The sequence below is a fragment of the Streptomyces diastatochromogenes genome, from assembly GCF_002242805.1.
Taxonomy (GTDB): domain Bacteria; phylum Actinomycetota; class Actinomycetes; order Streptomycetales; family Streptomycetaceae; genus Streptomyces; species Streptomyces diastatochromogenes.
Window position 1 is genome coordinate 176,828 of sequence record NZ_MCGQ01000013.1, and the last position, 15,796, is coordinate 192,623.

General features: G+C 69.8%; 17 protein-coding genes, 1 pseudogene and 1 riboswitch. Of the genes and pseudogenes, 11 read left to right on the top strand and 7 right to left on the bottom strand.

Annotated features, from left to right (window positions below; translation table 11 throughout):
* Positions 1–41 precede the first annotated feature (41 nt).
* Positions 42–875, top strand: coding sequence for a trehalose-phosphatase (gene otsB, locus BEK98_RS15615; RefSeq protein WP_094217119.1), 834 nt, complete (start codon positions 42–44; stop codon positions 873–875).
* An 8-nt stretch (positions 876–883) separates the two neighbouring features.
* On the opposite strand, the gene BEK98_RS15620 is transcribed toward otsB, so the two are convergent.
* Complete coding sequence (locus BEK98_RS15620; RefSeq protein WP_094217120.1) at positions 884–2,302, bottom strand: alpha,alpha-trehalose-phosphate synthase (UDP-forming); 1,419 nt, start codon at positions 2,300–2,302, stop codon at positions 884–886.
* Between the two features lie 86 nt (positions 2,303–2,388).
* Positions 2,389–3,333, bottom strand: coding sequence for a glucosyl-3-phosphoglycerate synthase (locus tag BEK98_RS15625; protein ID WP_094217411.1), 945 nt, complete (start codon positions 3,331–3,333; stop codon positions 2,389–2,391).
* 158 nt (positions 3,334–3,491) lie between these two features.
* A riboswitch (SAM riboswitch) is annotated at positions 3,492–3,633 on the top strand.
* A 17-nt stretch (positions 3,634–3,650) separates the two neighbouring features.
* Between BEK98_RS15625 and thrC the strand changes: the two genes are divergently transcribed.
* From thrC to groL, 4 genes are all read left to right on the top strand, one after another.
* Complete coding sequence (gene thrC / locus BEK98_RS15630) at positions 3,651–4,934, top strand: threonine synthase (protein ID WP_094217121.1); 1,284 nt, start codon at positions 3,651–3,653, stop codon at positions 4,932–4,934.
* Complete coding sequence (locus BEK98_RS15635; RefSeq protein WP_094217122.1) at positions 4,931–5,206, top strand: MoaD/ThiS family protein; 276 nt, start codon at positions 4,931–4,933, stop codon at positions 5,204–5,206. Before thrC ends, BEK98_RS15635 begins: the two co-directional genes overlap by 4 nt.
* 443 nt (positions 5,207–5,649) lie before the next feature.
* A complete protein-coding gene (locus BEK98_RS15640) occupies positions 5,650–5,856 on the top strand; it encodes a cold-shock protein (protein ID WP_019057200.1) in 207 nt (68 codons plus the stop codon).
* Positions 5,857–6,180: 324 nt separating this feature from the next.
* A complete protein-coding gene (gene groL, locus BEK98_RS15645) occupies positions 6,181–7,803 on the top strand; it encodes a chaperonin GroEL (RefSeq protein WP_094217123.1) in 1,623 nt (540 codons plus the stop codon).
* Positions 7,804–7,893: 90 nt separating this feature from the next.
* Here the strand turns inward: groL and BEK98_RS15650 are convergent, their stop codons facing one another.
* The 4 genes from BEK98_RS15650 to BEK98_RS15665 form a co-directional block, all read right to left on the bottom strand.
* Entirely contained in the window at positions 7,894–8,574 is a 681-nt protein-coding gene (locus BEK98_RS15650; protein ID WP_244201867.1) for a Uma2 family endonuclease, read from the bottom strand.
* 59 nt (positions 8,575–8,633) lie between these two features.
* A complete protein-coding gene (locus BEK98_RS15655) occupies positions 8,634–9,461 on the bottom strand; it encodes a hypothetical protein (RefSeq protein ID WP_094217413.1) in 828 nt (275 codons plus the stop codon).
* 264 nt (positions 9,462–9,725) lie between these two features.
* On the bottom strand, positions 9,726–9,938 hold the full coding sequence (locus BEK98_RS15660; protein ID WP_094217124.1) for a DUF397 domain-containing protein: 213 nt from the start codon (positions 9,936–9,938) through the stop codon (positions 9,726–9,728).
* Positions 9,922–10,761 carry a helix-turn-helix domain-containing protein gene (locus BEK98_RS15665; RefSeq protein WP_094217125.1) on the bottom strand — a complete coding sequence of 280 codons (840 nt, stop codon included), beginning with the start codon at positions 10,759–10,761 and terminating at the stop codon, positions 9,922–9,924. Before BEK98_RS15665 ends, BEK98_RS15660 begins: the two co-directional genes overlap by 17 nt.
* Before the next feature lie 113 nt (positions 10,762–10,874).
* Here BEK98_RS15665 and BEK98_RS15670 point away from each other — a divergent pair, with 113 nt between their 5' ends.
* The 4 genes from BEK98_RS15670 to BEK98_RS15685 all read left to right on the top strand — a co-directional run bounded on the left by BEK98_RS15670 (position 10,875) and on the right by BEK98_RS15685 (position 14,201).
* On the top strand, positions 10,875–11,108 hold the full coding sequence (locus tag BEK98_RS15670) for a hypothetical protein (protein ID WP_094217126.1): 234 nt from the start codon (positions 10,875–10,877) through the stop codon (positions 11,106–11,108).
* Positions 11,105–11,338, top strand: a complete 234-nt coding sequence (locus BEK98_RS49965; RefSeq protein WP_094217127.1) for a hypothetical protein — start codon at positions 11,105–11,107, stop codon at positions 11,336–11,338. Before BEK98_RS15670 ends, BEK98_RS49965 begins: the two co-directional genes overlap by 4 nt.
* A 115-nt stretch (positions 11,339–11,453) precedes the next feature.
* Positions 11,454–12,578: an NADH:flavin oxidoreductase gene (locus BEK98_RS15680; protein ID WP_094217128.1), complete on the top strand. Its 1,125-nt coding sequence runs from the start codon at positions 11,454–11,456 to the stop codon at positions 12,576–12,578.
* 69 nt (positions 12,579–12,647) lie between these two features.
* A complete protein-coding gene (locus BEK98_RS15685; protein WP_094217129.1) occupies positions 12,648–14,201 on the top strand; it encodes a carboxylesterase/lipase family protein in 1,554 nt (517 codons plus the stop codon).
* Here the strand turns inward: BEK98_RS15685 and BEK98_RS15690 are convergent.
* Complete coding sequence (locus BEK98_RS15690) at positions 14,198–14,770, bottom strand: hypothetical protein (protein WP_094217130.1); 573 nt, start codon at positions 14,768–14,770, stop codon at positions 14,198–14,200. The genes BEK98_RS15685 and BEK98_RS15690 overlap by 4 nt on opposite strands.
* An 87-nt stretch (positions 14,771–14,857) precedes the next feature.
* Between BEK98_RS15690 and BEK98_RS49970 the strand changes: the two are divergent.
* Positions 14,858–15,016 (top strand): annotated as a pseudogene (locus tag BEK98_RS49970) (SAM-dependent methyltransferase); the annotation flags it as partial.
* Positions 15,017–15,163: 147 nt separating this feature from the next.
* The gene (locus BEK98_RS15700; protein ID WP_341868974.1) at positions 15,164–15,334 is read left to right on the top strand and encodes an NAD(P)H-binding protein; all 171 of its coding nucleotides are present in this window, start codon (positions 15,164–15,166) and stop codon (positions 15,332–15,334) included.
* Positions 15,335–15,796 lie beyond the last annotated feature (462 nt).

A 15,796-nucleotide genomic window follows, 5' to 3' on the forward strand; every position in this document is an offset into this window, starting at 1 on the left:
CGCCAGGAGTGACCCCGGCCCGCGCTGGATACTGTCGGTGTATGGACCTTCTGCCGACCCCGGTGACCCAGGCCGGCCGGGATGGACTCGCCGCACTGCTCGCCAAGCCGCACACCGCGGTGATCGGCCTCGACTTCGACGGCACGCTGGCCCCCATCGTCGCCGACCCGGAGCAGGCCCGGGCCCACCCCGACGCGGTCCCCGCACTCACCACCCTCGCCCCCAAGGTGGCCTCGGTGGCCGTGGTCACCGGCAGACCCGCCGACGTGGCGGTACGGCACGGCGGCTTCGCCGGCGTCCCCGGCCTGGAGCACCTCGTCGTCCTCGGCCACTACGGCGCCGAGCGCTGGGACGCCGCCACCGGCACCGTCACCGCACCCCCGCCCCACCCCGGCGTGGCCGCGGTCCGCGCCGAGCTGCCGGGTCTCCTGGACCGCGTCGGCGCCGGGCACGGCACCTGGATCGAGGAGAAGGGGCGCGCCGTAGCCGTCCACACCCGCCGCGCCGACAACCCCCAGGCCGCGTTCGAGGCCCTCCGCGACCCCCTCGCCGACCTCGCCACCCGGCACGGGCTGATCGTCGAGCCCGGCCGGCTGGTCCTCGAACTCCGCCCGCCCGGCATGGACAAGGGCGTCGCCCTCCTCGACCACGCCCGCACCACCCGCGCCGAGTGCGTGGTCTACGCCGGCGACGACCTCGGCGACCTCCCCGCCTACGCGGCCATCGACAAACTCCGCTCCGACGGCATCCCCGGCCTCCTGATCTGCAGCGGCAGCACAGAGGTCACGGAACTGGCGGAGCGGGCGGACATGGTGGTGGACGGCCCGGAGGGAGTCGTAGCCCTCCTACGAGCACTGGCAGCACACATGGCGTGACAACGCCATCACCGCTCAAGCGCACCCAGCTGATCCAGGAACCATTGCGCCGGCGGCAACGCGGTAGCAGCAGCCGCCAGCCTCTTCGACCGCTCCGCCCGCTCACCTCCCGCCAGGCTCAGCGCCTCGTGCAACGCCCTCGCCGTCCCCCCGATGTCATACGGGTTCACCACAATCGCGTCCTCGCCCAGCTCCTCGTACGCCCCCGCCTCCCGCGACAGCACCAGCGCGCACCCCTCGTCGGAGACGACCGGCACCTCCTTGGCGACCAGGTTCATGCCGTCCCGGATCGGGTTGACCAGCGCCACGTCCGCGAGCCGGTACGCGGCCAGGGAGCGGGCGAAGTCGTCCTTGACGTGCAGCACGACCGGTGTCCAACCCTCGGTCCCGAACACGGAGTTGATCGTCTCCGCCACCCGCTCCACCTCGGCCGTGTACTCGCGGTAGACGGCGAGATCCTGCCGGGACGGGTAGGCGAACGCCAGATGCACCACCCGTTCGCGCCACTCGGGGTGGTCCTCCAGCAGCTGCCGGTACGCCAGCAGGCCGCGCACGATGTTCTTGGACAGCTCGGTGCGGTCCACCCGGACGATCGTCCGGCGCCCCTCGCCGATCTCCTCCCGCAGCGCGGCCATCCGTTCGTCCACGTCCGGCCGGTGCGCCCGCTCGCGCAGGAAGTCGGCGTCGGCCCCCAGCCCGTGCACCCCGATCCGGGTCCCGGACGGGATGCCGGGGCCCAGCACCGCGTGACAGCAGTCGGTGAAGGCGTCCGCCCACCGCTGGGTCAGGAACGCCGCCCGGTCCGCGCCCAGGATGCCGGTCAGCAGCTCGGCCGCGATGTCGTCGGGCAGCAGGCGGAAGTAGTCCGGCGGGGCCCACGGGGTGTGTGAGAAGTGGCCGATGCGCAGGTCGGGGCGGAGCCGGCGGAGCATCCGGGGGGCGAGCGCCAGGTGGTAGTCCTGGATGAGCACCGCGGCGCCGTCCGCCGCCTCCTCGGCCAGCGCCTCGGCGAAGGCGCGGTTGTACGCCTCGTACGACGCCCACTGCCGCCGGAACTCCGCGTCGAAGACCGGCTCCAGCGGGGTCTGGTACAGCATGTGGTGGACGAACCACAGCACCGAGTTGGCGATGCCGTTGTACGCGTCGGAGAACACGGTCGCGTCGATGTCGAGCATCCGCACCCGCTGCCCGCCGGTCTCCTCGGCCGGCAGCAGCCCGCCGCCCGCGCGCCGTACCGCCTCACGGTCGCCGCCGCCCAGCGCGGCGCACACCCAGACCGCGTTGGTCTCCGGCCCGATGGCCGACAGACCCGAGACCAGCCCGCCGCCGCCCCGCTTGGCGAGCAGCGAGCCGTCCTCGATCACCTCGTACGAAACCGGGCCGCGATTGGACGCGACCAGCACCTCAGCACCGTGGGTGGAAGCCATGGTCCTCAACCTAGCCCGGCCCGGAAACGCTCAAACGTACGGTCTGCCCCGGAAGGGGGCTGTATACAGCCGTTCTCGTGCGCCCCTCACGCCACCCGGCGCGCCGCGTACTCCGCGATCTCCGCCATCGGCGGCCGCTCCTCGGTGTCCACCGAGTAGGTGCGCGGCTCGAACCCGTCCTCACCCCGCTCGAACTGGGTCAACGACGGCCGGATCAGATGCCCGCGGGCGAGCCGCAGCTGCGCCGTGCGGTAGATCGCCGCGGCCATCCGGCCGAGGGCCTGCCCGTCCTGGTGGCGGTGCTTGCGCACACCGACGTCGACCTGGGCGAGCGCGTCCAGGCCCACCAGGTGCAGGGCGTCGACCAGCATGCCCAGTTCGACGCCGTAGCCGACGGGGAAGGGGAGCTGTTCGAGCAGCGAGCGGCGGGCCGCGTACTCGCCGCCGAGCGGCTGCACGAAACCGGCCAGCTGCGGCCAGTGCATGTTCAGCAGCGGGCGGGCCATGAGTTCGGTGACCCGGCCGCCCTGCCCCGCGGCGCCGCCGAGCGGGCGGTCGTACATCGCCTTGACCAGGTCGACGCCCGGTTCGGTGAGCAGCGGGCCGACGATGCCGGAGACGAAGTCGGAGGAGAACTCCTTCAGGTCGGCGTCGATGAAGCAGACGATGTCCCCGCTGGTCACCAGCAGGGAGCGCCACAGCACCTCGCCCTTGCCGGGGACGGCCGGGACGCGCGGCAGGATGTCGTCGCGGTGGACGACCCGCGCGCCGGCCCTGGCGGCGATCTCGGAGGTACGGTCGGTGGACCCGGAGTCGACGACGACGATCTCGTCGACGAGCGGGGCCTGCTGCATGAGGTCGTGACGGATGATCGCGACGATGTCGCCGACCGTCTCCTCCTCGTTCAGCGCGGGCAGGACGACGGAGACGGACTGACCGGTGCGCTGCTTGGCTGCAAGTATCCGGTGGAGCGGACGATCGGTCACGGACCAGGAGCGGGTGGCCAGCCAGCGGTCGACTTCTTCCAGCACGGTCTGCGGCTCCTCACTGTCGTGATCACAGGGGGTGACCGTGTGATCCATCTCGCGGTTCGGACGACTATCTCAACTGTCCTGGCCTTCGGTTACAGTCTTGAACAACGCCGGTGACCATCGCATGTCCGGGTCAACGAGCGTTGACAACCACATACAGCTCATCCAGAGGGGCAGAGGGAAACGGCCCGATGAAGCCCCGGCAACCCTCCAGTCGGTTCTCGTTCTCCAGCGAGGCTCCCGGCTAGGGAAGGTGCCAAATCCGTCTCACGGCGAGATGCGTCGTGAGGAAGATGAGGAGAAAGGGCCTCGCCTCCATGGCTGTGCAGACAGTTGCAAGCACCAGCAATCCCACCGTAGACCTCGGCCCCGCCGCAGCGCTGAGCTGTCGCGAGTGCGGTCACCAGGTGCCCCTCGGGCCGGTGTTCGCCTGCGAGGAGTGTTTCGGCCCGCTGGAGATCGCCTACGACTTCTCCGCCTACGACACCGAAGAGCTGCGCAAGCGGATCGAGGCCGGCCCCGCGAACATCTGGCGGTACGCGCCGCTGCTGCCCGTCCCCGCCGACGTGGCCGACAAGCCCAACATCAACCCGGGCTGGACCAAGCTCGTCAAGGCCGACAACCTGGCCCGCGAGCTGGGCGTCACCGGCGGGCTGTACGTGAAGGACGACTCCGGCAACCCGACGCACTCCTTCAAGGACCGCGTCGTCGCCCAGGCCCTGGAGGCCGCCCGCGCCTTCGGTTTCACCACCCTTTCCTGCTCCTCCACCGGCAACCTCGCCGGTGCCGTCGGCGCCGCCGCCGCCCGCGCCGGCTTCCGCTCCTGTGTGTTCATCCCGCACGACCTGGAACAGGGCAAGGTCGTCATGGCCGCGGTCTACGGCGGCGAGCTGGTCGGCATCCAGGGCAACTACGACGACGTGAACCGGTTCTGCTCCGAGCTGATCGGTGACCCGGCCGGCGAGGGCTGGGGCTTCGTCAACGTCAACCTGCGGCCGTACTACGCGGAGGGCTCCAAGACCCTGGCGTACGAGATCTGCGAGCAGCTCGGCTGGCGGCTCCCGGACCAGATCGTGGTCCCGATCGCCTCCGGCTCCCAGCTCACGAAGATCGACAAGGGTCTGCAGGAGCTGATCAAGCTCGGGCTCGTCGAGGACAAGCCGTACAAGATCTTCGGTGCCCAGGCCGAGGGCTGCTCGCCGGTGTCCACCGCCTTCAAGGCTGGCCACGACGTGGTCCGCCCGCAGAAGCCGAACACCATCGCCAAGTCGCTGGCGATCGGCAACCCGGCCGACGGCCCGTACGTCCTCGACATCGCCCGTCGCACCGGTGGTGCGGTGGAGGACGTGACCGACGAGCAGGTCGTCGACGCGATCAAGCTGCTGGCCCGTACCGAGGGTATTTTCGCGGAGACCGCCGGTGGTGTGACGGTCGGCGTGACGAAGAAGCTGATCGAGAGCGGTGTGCTGGACCCGTCGCTCACCACGGTCGTCCTCAACACGGGCGACGGCCTGAAGACCCTCGACGCGGTGGCCGGTACGGGGCTCACCGCGACGATCCGCCCGACCCTGGACTCCTTCCGAGAGGCTGGCCTCGCATGAGCGTGACCGTTCGCATCCCCACCATCCTGCGCACCTACACCGGGGGCCAGGCCGAGGTCGCCGCTGAGGGGGCGACCCTCGCCGAGGTCATCGGGGACCTGGAGAAGAACCACACGGGCATCGCGGCCCGCGTTCTCGACGACCAGGGCAAGCTGCGCCGTTTCGTCAACGTGTACGTCAATGACGACGACGTCCGCTTCGAGCAGGGTCTGGAGACCGCGACCCCGGACGGTGCCGGTGTCTCCATCATTCCGGCCGTCGCCGGCGGCTGACCGAATGACAGATCATTACCGTCGGTAATGCCGGTTACCGATTGTTCATCGAATGGCCTCCTCCGTGAGAGAAGCGGAGGGGGCCATTCTGTGTGATTGAGCGCGGTACAGTTGGGGAACGCGTTCCGGACCTGCGGGTCGCAGGCCCCGGAATCATGCCCTACGCCCCGGCGAGAAACAGCCAAAGTGTGCTGGTTATATGCCGTTTTTGTGGCTTTTATAGGGCCCGACTTGCCCTGAATTCGGACGAATTCTCGGCAGATTCCGGACCGGACTCGTCCAGAATTCTCGTCCGATTGACCTGTTGCAGACGGCAGTTGGACAGATACATTCAGCCGCGGTCGACGCGTTCCGGCGCACGCCCCCGACCAATGGGGGGTGAGGTCTGACCCGGGTCCGCGAAGTGTGGATCTGTGCAAGGGCCAGTAATAGGGGAGTTAGGCATGGCTCAGGGCACCGTCAAGTGGTTCAACGCGGAGAAGGGGTACGGCTTCATCGCGGTCGACGGTGGTGCGGATGTTTTCGTCCACTACAGCGCGATCCAGATGGACGGTTACCGCACCCTGGAAGAGGGACAGCGGGTCGACTTCGAGATCTCGCAGGGTCAGAAGGGCCCGCAGGCGGACATGGTCCGTCTGGCGACCAGCTGAAGCACGCGTCGACTGACAGCGACGTTCTTCTGTTCATCTTCGAAGGGCCCGTACCTCCTGGGGTACGGGCCCTTCGTCGTGCCCGCCGCTCCCTGTTCGCGCGCGGCTGAGGCCCCCTCCGGCATGCCCGAGGCGCTTGCACTCGGGGGTGCCGAGTGCTAATCATTGGCGTTAGCACTCTGAAGGTGAGAGTGACAAAGAAGGACCGGGTCGGTGAGGCCCGCAGGCCAGGTGGGGCAAGGAACCACAGGTCGGCGAGCCGTCCGTCGCGGGCGCGGGCGCGGTCCGAAGGAATCACCCCCAGTCCTGGAGGGACCACTTCACATGGCCAAGATCATCGCGTTCGACGAGGAGGCGCGGCGCGGCCTCGAGCGCGGCATGAACCAGCTCGCGGACGCCGTGAAGGTGACGCTCGGCCCCAAGGGCCGCAACGTCGTCCTCGAGAAGAAGTGGGGCGCCCCCACGATCACCAACGACGGTGTCTCCATCGCCAAGGAGATCGAGCTCGAGGACCCGTACGAGAAGATCGGCGCCGAGCTGGTCAAGGAAGTCGCCAAGAAGACGGACGACGTGGCCGGTGACGGCACGACGACGGCGACTGTCCTGGCCCAGGCCCTGGTCAAGGAAGGCCTCCGCAACGTCGCCGCGGGCGCCAACCCGATGGCTCTGAAGCGCGGTATCGAGAAGGCCGTGGAGGCCGTCTCCGCCGCCCTGCTGGAGCAGGCGAAGGACGTGGAGACCAAGGAGCAGATCGCCTCCACCGCGTCCATCTCCGCCGCCGACACCCAGATCGGCGAGCTGATCGCCGAGGCCATGGACAAGGTCGGCAAGGAAGGCGTCATCACCGTCGAGGAGAGCAACACCTTCGGTCTGGAGCTCGAGCTCACCGAGGGCATGCGCTTCGACAAGGGCTACATCTCCGCCTACTTCGCGACCGACATGGAGCGCATGGAGGCGTCGCTCGAGGACCCGTACATCCTCATCGCGAACTCCAAGATCGGCTCCGTCAAGGACCTGCTCCCGCTCCTCGAGAAGGTCATGCAGTCGGGCAAGCCGCTGCTGATCATCGCCGAGGACGTCGAGGGCGAGGCCCTGTCGACCCTGGTCGTCAACAAGATCCGCGGCACCTTCAAGTCCGTCGCCGTCAAGGCCCCGGGCTTCGGTGACCGCCGCAAGGCCATGCTCGGCGACATCGCCATCCTCACGGGCGGCGAGGTCATCTCCGAGGAGGTCGGCCTCAAGCTGGAGAACGCGACCCTGGACCTCCTGGGCCGCGCCCGCAAGGTCGTCATCACCAAGGACGAGACCACCATCGTCGACGGCGCCGGTGCCTCGGAGCAGGTCGGCGGCCGGGTGAACCAGATCCGCGCCGAGATCGAGAACAGCGACTCGGACTACGACCGCGAGAAGCTGCAGGAGCGCCTGGCGAAGCTCGCCGGCGGTGTCGCGGTCATCAAGGCCGGTGCCGCCACCGAGGTGGAGCTCAAGGAGCGCAAGCACCGCATCGAGGACGCCGTCCGCAACGCGAAGGCCGCCGTCGAGGAGGGCATCGTCGCCGGTGGTGGCGTGGCCCTGCTGCAGACCTCGGGTGTCTTCGAGAAGCTGGAGCTGGAGGGCGACGAGGCCACCGGTGCCGCCGCTGTGAAGCTGGCCCTGGAGGCCCCGCTGAAGCAGATCGCCGTCAACGCCGGCCTCGAGGGCGGTGTCGTGGTGGAGAAGGTGCGCAACCTGACCCCGGGCCACGGCCTGAACGCCGCGACCGGCGAGTACGTCGACCTGGTCGCCGAGGGCATCATCGACCCGGCGAAGGTGACCCGCTCTGCCCTGCAGAACGCCGCCTCCATCGCCGCGCTGTTCCTCACCACCGAGGCCGTCATCGCCGACAAGCCGGAGAAGGCCGCCGCGGCCGCTCCGGGCGGCATGCCGGGCGGTGACATGGACTTCTGATCGACCTGACGGTTGATCGCCTGTCCTTCGGACCGAGGGCGGTGCTTCCAGCTTCTGGCTGGGGGTGCCGCCCTCGGGCGTTTGTTGAGGTCAGTCGGCGTAGTCCTTGAGTTCCTCGGTGTCCAGGGTGATGATCACCGGCGGTGGGAGTTCGACGGTGGCGCCCCAGGCATAGGACGGGGACTGCTGGTAGCGGCCGTCCTTGGGGTCGCTGTACACGGTGATGGCGTTGTTGTCGCGGTCGATGAGGAGGTAGACCGGGATGTCGGCTTCTGCGTAGCCGACGGGCTTGTCGATGCGGTCGCGCTTGTCCGTGTCGCGGTCACGGGAGGTGATCTCCACGGCCATGAGGGCGCCGTCGGTGTCGGACCAGTTGCCGTGGCCCCTGAAGTGGCCTACGGGTGCGAGGAAACCGTCCGTGATGGCGCGGCCCTTGCGGTAGGCCTCGGCCTTGACGCCCCTCTCGGGCATGAGGTTCAGCTCGGGGCGCTGCTGCATGCACTGACGTAGCAGCCACATGAAGATCTCGCCGTGGTTGCCATCCGGCATGGCCTTTACGACTACCTTTCCGTTGATGTACTCAAGCCGCACGGTTTCGGGTGCGGCCTCGGCCAGCTCCTCGAACTCCTCGACATCGAGCGGGCCGTGCCGGATACACAGCCTTCCGCCGAGGAACTCCAGACGGTTCCGCAGCTCCCTCGGAGCCCTGCGGACGAGTTCCTCGAAGTCCTCGACGGACATCTGCGGGCGTTCTTCGGTGTCAGGGGTCATGGCGTCGCCTCCTCCCCTCCATCGTGCCCCTGAGTGGTCTTGTCGGACCGTGGAAGCCGTCATACGGGTGCCCTTTCTCGTCGTTTGAGGGACATCGCAGCGCGGATCTCGGCAGCGTGGACTTGGACCGCTGAAGCGGGCAGGGGCGCGTTGGAGTGCGTCGGCGCGCGTTCGCCTCGGCAGCCGCCGCACACGCCCCCCGGCAGTGCTTCCGGGCACCCCGGTACTCCGCACTCCGCGCACTCCAGGACTCGGCGGGGTGGGCGTGGGGCGGGCGGTTCCGGCGGGAGTTTGTCGGTCAACCGGCGACGGAGCAGGGCCGCCGGGCTATGAACGGGCGTCGGCAGGCCTGCGGTCAGCGCGGCCAGGAGCGTCTCTTCGGTGGCCCCGCGCGCGAACCACTCCTCCACCAGCGGGGCGAGAGCCGCGCAGTCGGCGGCGGAGAGGGACAGGGCCGGGGCCGTACGACCCAGGGCGGCGAGCAGGATGTGGGCGCGGGAGCGGGTGGGGCGGGCGCGTTCGTCCGGTGGCTGCTCCGGTTCCGGTACGTCGCCGCGTGTGAACGCTGCCCACCAGGTGTCGTTACGTGCCGTACGGGACCACCACGATCGGGTGATCCAGCGGGAGCCGCCGCCTTCTGTCTCCAGCCGCTCCCTTCCTCGCCGTAAGTGCCCTGCCGCCTGGAGTCGGTTGAGGGCCGTGCCCAGCGCGCACTGGCCGTACGGGAGCGTCTTGGCCAGCGTCTTCACGGAGATGTCGGCGCCGGCGGGAAGGCGGTCGATGTACGCGGCGATGGCGGCTTCACGGGGAGGTAAGTGTGCGAAGTCGTGGTTGGTACGGGGGAGTTGGTCCGGCGTGGAGCGCTTGCCGTAGCCCGGATTGGCCATCGGGTGCGGGGAGGCGTGCGCGGGCAGGAGGGCAGCACTAAGCTTGGCGTCAGCCACGGGATCGGGTCCTGTCCGGTCTCGTTGGTCAAGCCCCCGCAGGTGTTGGTAGCACCTGACGGGGGCTGTTCGTTATGCGGGCACGCTAGAGGATCGTCACCGTGTGTGGCAAGCCGAATGCGTCGGGTCAACTCGCCGGGTGGGAGGGTGGGTTGAGGCCCTCCACCCGTTCCTTGAAAAGAGGGCTCGGGGCTCGACGCCCGAGGCTCAAGCGCCGAGACTCCTGAGGTTTTCGACGAACGCCGACCAGGCCTCCGCCCGGAACACGAGCTTCGGGGCGTGGGGGGTCTTGGAGTCGCGGACGGGGACGAGGGTGGGGTGGCCGTCGGCTACTTCGAGGCAGTCGCCGCCGTCGCCGCCGCTGTAGCTGGACTTGAACCAGACGGCCCCGTCCAGATCGCACTCAGGCATGGTCCTCATGTGCGTAATCCTGCGCCATCGTCTCGATGAGGACCAGGGAGTTCTGCGGCGAGAGTGCGCAGGCCGTGAGAAGTTCATAGGTGAACCGCTGGTGCCTGGTGATGGCCGGGTCGTCCTCCAGCCTTCCGGTGCCGACCCCTTCGAAGTACACCAGCGGAGGGGCGTCCTCGAAGTCCATCAGTTTGATCGCGCCCTGCATCGCCGCGTGCGCCCCCGCGCCGAACGGCAGCACCTGAACGATGGCGCGGCCTCTGCGCGACAAGTCGGCGATGTGGCGCAGAGCCTCCGCCATCACCTTGGGTCCGCCCGTCACCCGGCGTAACGCGGCCTCGTCAATGACCGCCCACAACAAAGGTTCTGTTGGGTTGTCGAGGATGCGGGCGCGCTCTATCCGGGCGGTCACCAGCTTGTCGATGTCCTCCTCGGGTGCCGTCGGCTGGTACGCCCGGCATACCGCTCGTGCGTAGGCGGACGTCTGGAGCAGCCCCGGAATGAGCAGCGGCGCGTACTGCCTGATCGCCGTAGTCACCGCCTCCGCCTCGGCGGCCTCCGCAAAGTGCTCCGGATACTTCGACTTGGCCACTGCCGCGCAGTTCCGCTGGAAGAAATCCTCCGTCCCCAGGACTTCATCCAGCATCCGTGCATACTCCACCTGCATCCGCCGAGTCCCCGCCTCCAACTGCCCGATGAACGACCCGCTCACGAACAGCCGTTGGCCCAGTTCCTCCTGGCTTAGCCCGGCCTTCTCGCGCGCGTGGCGTAACTCCGCTCCCAGCAGAGCGCGCGGCGATGAAGACGGGTCGAGGTCCTTCGGTCCTGCCATGCGCAACTCCCTGTCACACACGTGGGGTTGTTGGGGCGCCGTATCTGGCCAGGCTAGCGACGCTGTGACCACGCTGTGTGGTGAACCCGAACACTCACCGTGGAGGCGCAGACATGACGGAGATGACGGAGAGCCACCGGCCGGCCCGGACGGCCGAGGAGGCCGTGGAACAACTGCGTGTGGCTCTGCACGATGTCGGCATCGTCCTGCCGTCGCTCGGCATCGACCCGGTGACAGGCGCGTCCGGCCACCCGTACGCCCTGGTCAGCCTGGGCCGCTGCAACCTGGGCGTGGCGTCGCGGCTGGCGGCTGCCCTGCGCACGGCGGCCAGTGGCGGTGGGGCATGACGGGCGGCGGGCCCGCGGTCGGCTCGTACGCTGTCGACGCGCGGAACGGCCGGCTCGGCGAGGTGATGGGGCGCGTGGGCGGCTACGTGCAGCTGCGGCCCGTGGGTGGCGGGTGTGAGTGGGACTGTCCACCGGAGGCTGCCGGACCCGCGTCGCCCGGCGATGTGCTGCGGGAACGGGTGCGGCGGCTGAACCGGGAGACCCGGCTTCGTGTGCCCGGGATCACATGAAGACCTCACCGGGTGCGGAATGTGGGGTACCGCATAGGCGATTACTTAAGAAGCTGCAACAATGCGTGCACACATACCAGTCGGTTAGCAGAGTCACTCACGAGGAGCCCCCCACGTGACCGTCACGCCCCCCGCCTCCCGCGCGGCCCAGATACTGTCCCGCCCCATCAGCCTCAACGGCCTCACCGTCCCCAACCGGATCGTGATGGCGCCGATGACCAGGATGTTCTCCCCGGGCGGCGTCCCGGGCGAGGACGTGCTGTCGTACTACGCGCGCCGTGCCGCCGCCGGTGTCGGGCTCATCGTCACCGAGGGGACGTACGTCGGGCACGAGTCGGCGGGGCAGAGCGACCGTGTGCCCCGGTTCCACGGGGAGGAGCAGCTGGCCGGCTGGGCGAAGGTCGCCGAGGCGGTGCACGCGGCGGGGGGCACGATCGTGCCGCAGCTGTGGCACATCGGCATGGTCCGGAAGCAGGGCGACGCCCCCTACCCGGACGCTCCCGCTGTCGGGCCGTCCGGGCTGGTCACCGAGGGTGCCGAGCGGACCGGCAAGGCCATGACCCAGCAGGACCTGGACGACGTCGTCGCCGCGTACGCCGAGGCGGCGGCCGATGCCGAGCGCATCGGCTTCGACGGCGTGGAGATCCACGGCGCCCACGGTTACCTTCTCGACCAGTTCCTGTGGGCCGGCACGAACCGCCGTACCGACGCCTACGGCGGCGACCCGGTGGCCCGTACCAAGTTCTCGGCGGAGATCGTCGCGGCGGTCCGCGAGGCCGTCTCCCCCGACTTCCCGATTCTCTTCCGCTACTCGCAGTGGAAGCAGCAGGACTACGGCGCCCGTCTCGCCGAGACCCCCGAGGAGCTGGAGGCGATCCTCACCCCGCTGGCCGCCGCCGGCGTCGACGTCTTCCACGCCTCCACCCGCCGCTACTGGCTGCCCGAGTTCGACGGCTCGGACCTGAACCTCGCGGGCTGGACGAAGAAGATCACCGGCAAGCAGGTCATCAGCGTCGGCTCGGTCGGCCTCGACGGCGACTTCATCAACGCCTTCCAGGGCGAGGGCTCCCCGGTCAAGGGCATCGACAACCTCCTGGACCGCCTGGAGGCCGACGAGTTCGACATGGTCGCCGTCGGCCGCGCGCTGCTCCAGGACCCGGAGTGGGCGGCGAAGGTGCTCGCGGACCGCTTCGACGAGCTGAAGCCCTACGACGCGGCCGCGCTGCAGACGCTGAGCTGAAGTGGCTGAGCCGGCCGGGCACTTGTGATCGTTCCCGTCCGTTCCCCTGATGACCAGTGAGGAGCGAGCATGACGACGAGCGAGTCCGGGGCCCGGGCGGCGGAGACCGCCGGACCCGTGGTGCGCACCGCCTCCGGAGCGGTGCGCGGCCGCCACGAGGACGGTCTGGCGGTCTTCCGCGGCATCCCCTTCGCCGAACCCCCGGTCGGCGAGGCCAGGTTCCAGGCCCCGCGCCCGGCCCGGCCCTGGGACGGCACCCGGGAGGCGTACGCGTTCGGGCCCCCTCCTCCCCAGGAGGCGGGCCTGCTGGGCCGTACGGGCGAGGCGACCGGCCCCACGGGCGACGACTGGCTGACGGTGAACGTGTGGACGCCCGACGCGGACCCGTCCGCCGCCCGCGCGGTCATGGTGTGGATCTACGGCGGCGCCTACAAGGCCGGCCACTCCGGCCAGCCCGGCTACGACGCACAGCGCATCGCCCGGGACGGTGACGTCGTCGTGGTCACCTTCAACTACCGGGTGGGCATAGAAGGGTTCACCCTGCTGGAGGGCGCGCCGGCCAACCGGGGCCTGCTGGACCAGGTGGCCGCCCTGGAGTGGGTGCAGGAGAACATCGGGGCGTTCGGCGGCGACCCCGGCCAGGTCACCGTCTTCGGCGAGTCGGCCGGAGCGGGGTCGGTGGCCTCGCTGCTGGCGATGCCGAGGGCCCGCGGCCTGTTCCGGCGGGCGGTGGCACAGAGCGTGCCGGGCACGTACTTCTCCGCCGAGCTGGCGCGCGACATGGCCGAGGCGCTCGCGGCGGAGGCGGGCAGACGGCCCACGGCGGCGGATCTGGCCGCGGTGGACCCCCGCCGGCTGCCGGACGCGGGGCAGGCGTTGAGCGCCAAGATGCTCCAGTACGCGGACCGGTGGGGCCAGGCGGCCCCGACGGTCACGCCCTTCTCCCCGGTCGTGGACGGCGATGTCCTGCCCACCACCCCCTGGCAGGCCCTGGCGGCGGGCGCGGCCAGGGACGTGGACCTGCTGACCGGCCACAACCGTGACGAGTACCGCCTGTTCCTGGTCCTGGGCGCCATGCTCGGCAAGATCACGGAGGACCGGGCGACGGCGACCCTGCGCCTGCTGGCCCCGGGCGGCGAGGCGGGCGAGCGGGCCTACCGGGCGGCCTTCCCGGACGCGTCCGCCTCCGAGCTGTACGAACGGGTCCAGACGGACTGGCTGTTCGCGATACCGACCCTGCACCTCGCCCAGGCCCAGCTGGCGGGCGGCGGCCGGGCCCACGTCTACGAACTCACCTGGGAGGCGCCCGGCAACGGCGGCGCCCTGGGCGCCTGCCACGCCCTGGACATCGCCCTGCTGTTCGGCACCTTCCGCGCCGACCTCGGGAATCTCCTGTTCGCCAGGGGTGACATACCCGCCGAGGCGGAGGAGCTGTCCGCCCGCTTCCGCCGCGCGTGGACGTCGTTCGCCCGCACGGGAGACCCGGGCTGGCCGGCGTACGACACCGAGGCCCGCCTGGTGCAGGTCCTGGACGCGGAGCCGAAGGTCACGGCCTACCCGGAGGAGCGCAGCAGGCTCCTGTGGGAGGGGTACGACTTCCCGCCCCTGCCCCTTCTCGGCTAGAGGTTGCCCAAGGGCTCGATGTCGACCTGTACCGGCGTCCCCCAGATCCGGAGCACCTCGTAGTCGGTGAACTCGTGCACGAGCCGGTACGCCATGGCGGGCCGGGATCCGCGTCGCTGGGCGGCCAGATACGCCTCGGCCTCGTGCCGGTCCCGCCGGGGCGTCCCGCACAGCTCCCACTCGCGCCCGTTCCACGCCTCCGGCAGCCATCGCTGCTGGGGCTGGGGGCGGTCGGCGCGGACGCCGTAACGGGAGGGGGCCTTGGCGGCGGCCTCGGCCGACTGCGGCCTGCCGCTCTGGTACTCCGACCGCCGGGCGGCCCGGCGCCGGGTCTCGCAGAGCAGACAGAGATCGGGGGCGCTCTCGTCGACGGGCCCGTGCGGATGCTCGGGGCAGCGGGTGGTGGGCGCGCCGGTGCCGACGGTCTCGTCCAGCAGGTCGAGGGCCCGTCGCAGATCGGCCTTGACCTCGTGCAGCCGGGCGTCCGGGGTGTCGGGGTTGAGCGCTTCCCCGTGCTCCCCGAGCAGCCGCAGGGCCCGGCCTAGGGCGGTGAGCTGGGCGTGGTTCATGGTGTCGACGGTAGCGCGGTTGCCTCCGGCCGGTGGGTGGGCGCCCGGCCTTCGGCGCTGTTGCTGGTTTTGACTGGGTCCATGACGATGACCTTCACGGCCCGCCTTCTCAGTGCCCTCCACCGCTTCAACGCCGCCCATCCCTGGGATCACAACGCCCACTACCACCCCTGGCTGCTACGGCAGTTGCCTCGCCGTTTCCGTAGTGCGCTGGACGTGGGATGTGGCGATGGTTGTTTCAGCAGAGATCGTGTCCCCCGCAGGTCGTGTCGCTTTGCACCAGGGCTGAGCATCTGGTGCGTGTCGCGTTACGGCACGCCATCGTGTCCCCTTCCCAGCTGCGGCCTGTGGCGGACATCACGTCTCGCTGAACTCGCCGACCGGGGAAACTTCATGGCTGCTTTGAAGCTGCTCGTCCTTGGCGCGACCGGGCTCACCGGTCGGCACGTCGTCGACGTGACCCTACGGTCCGGCGACTCGGTCACGGCGTTCGTGCGCAACCCGGCGGCACCGCCCGATCTGGCCGACCGAGTCACGCTGGCCACCCGGAGACGCCTGAGTTAGGCAGAGTGCGGTGTCTCAGCAGAGCATGTTGTCGCAGAGCATCATCACTCGGACGTGGAGCCCTCGTACTGTGGGCTGGACAGCTGACTTCAGCTTTGCCCCCTGGCCAGCGCCGCTCGGCCAGCCCCCGGGTTGCGCGGGCCCGCAGGACATCGGCGGCAGACTGGAGGACTGCGAAGTCGGCGTGGGCCGCCTCGATGGCCTCGGAGTGCGCCTGCGCCTTCTCCTGCTCGGCGAGGGCCCGGCAGATGCTGGCCGCGCGGGGGCTCTGCCCCTAGCTCTTGGCGGTGGGGATGATCAGGTTGGGCTGGCTCCGACGAGCCGCCGTTCATCTGCAGCAGTAGGTCCAGCGAACATGAGCGGCAGATCGGCGCTGGCAAAAAGGGGCCACGAGATGATCTTGCAGCCTTGCGCGGCCGGCCCGTCACCTGTTCGACTCGACCTCGTTGGTGGTGGTGTAGA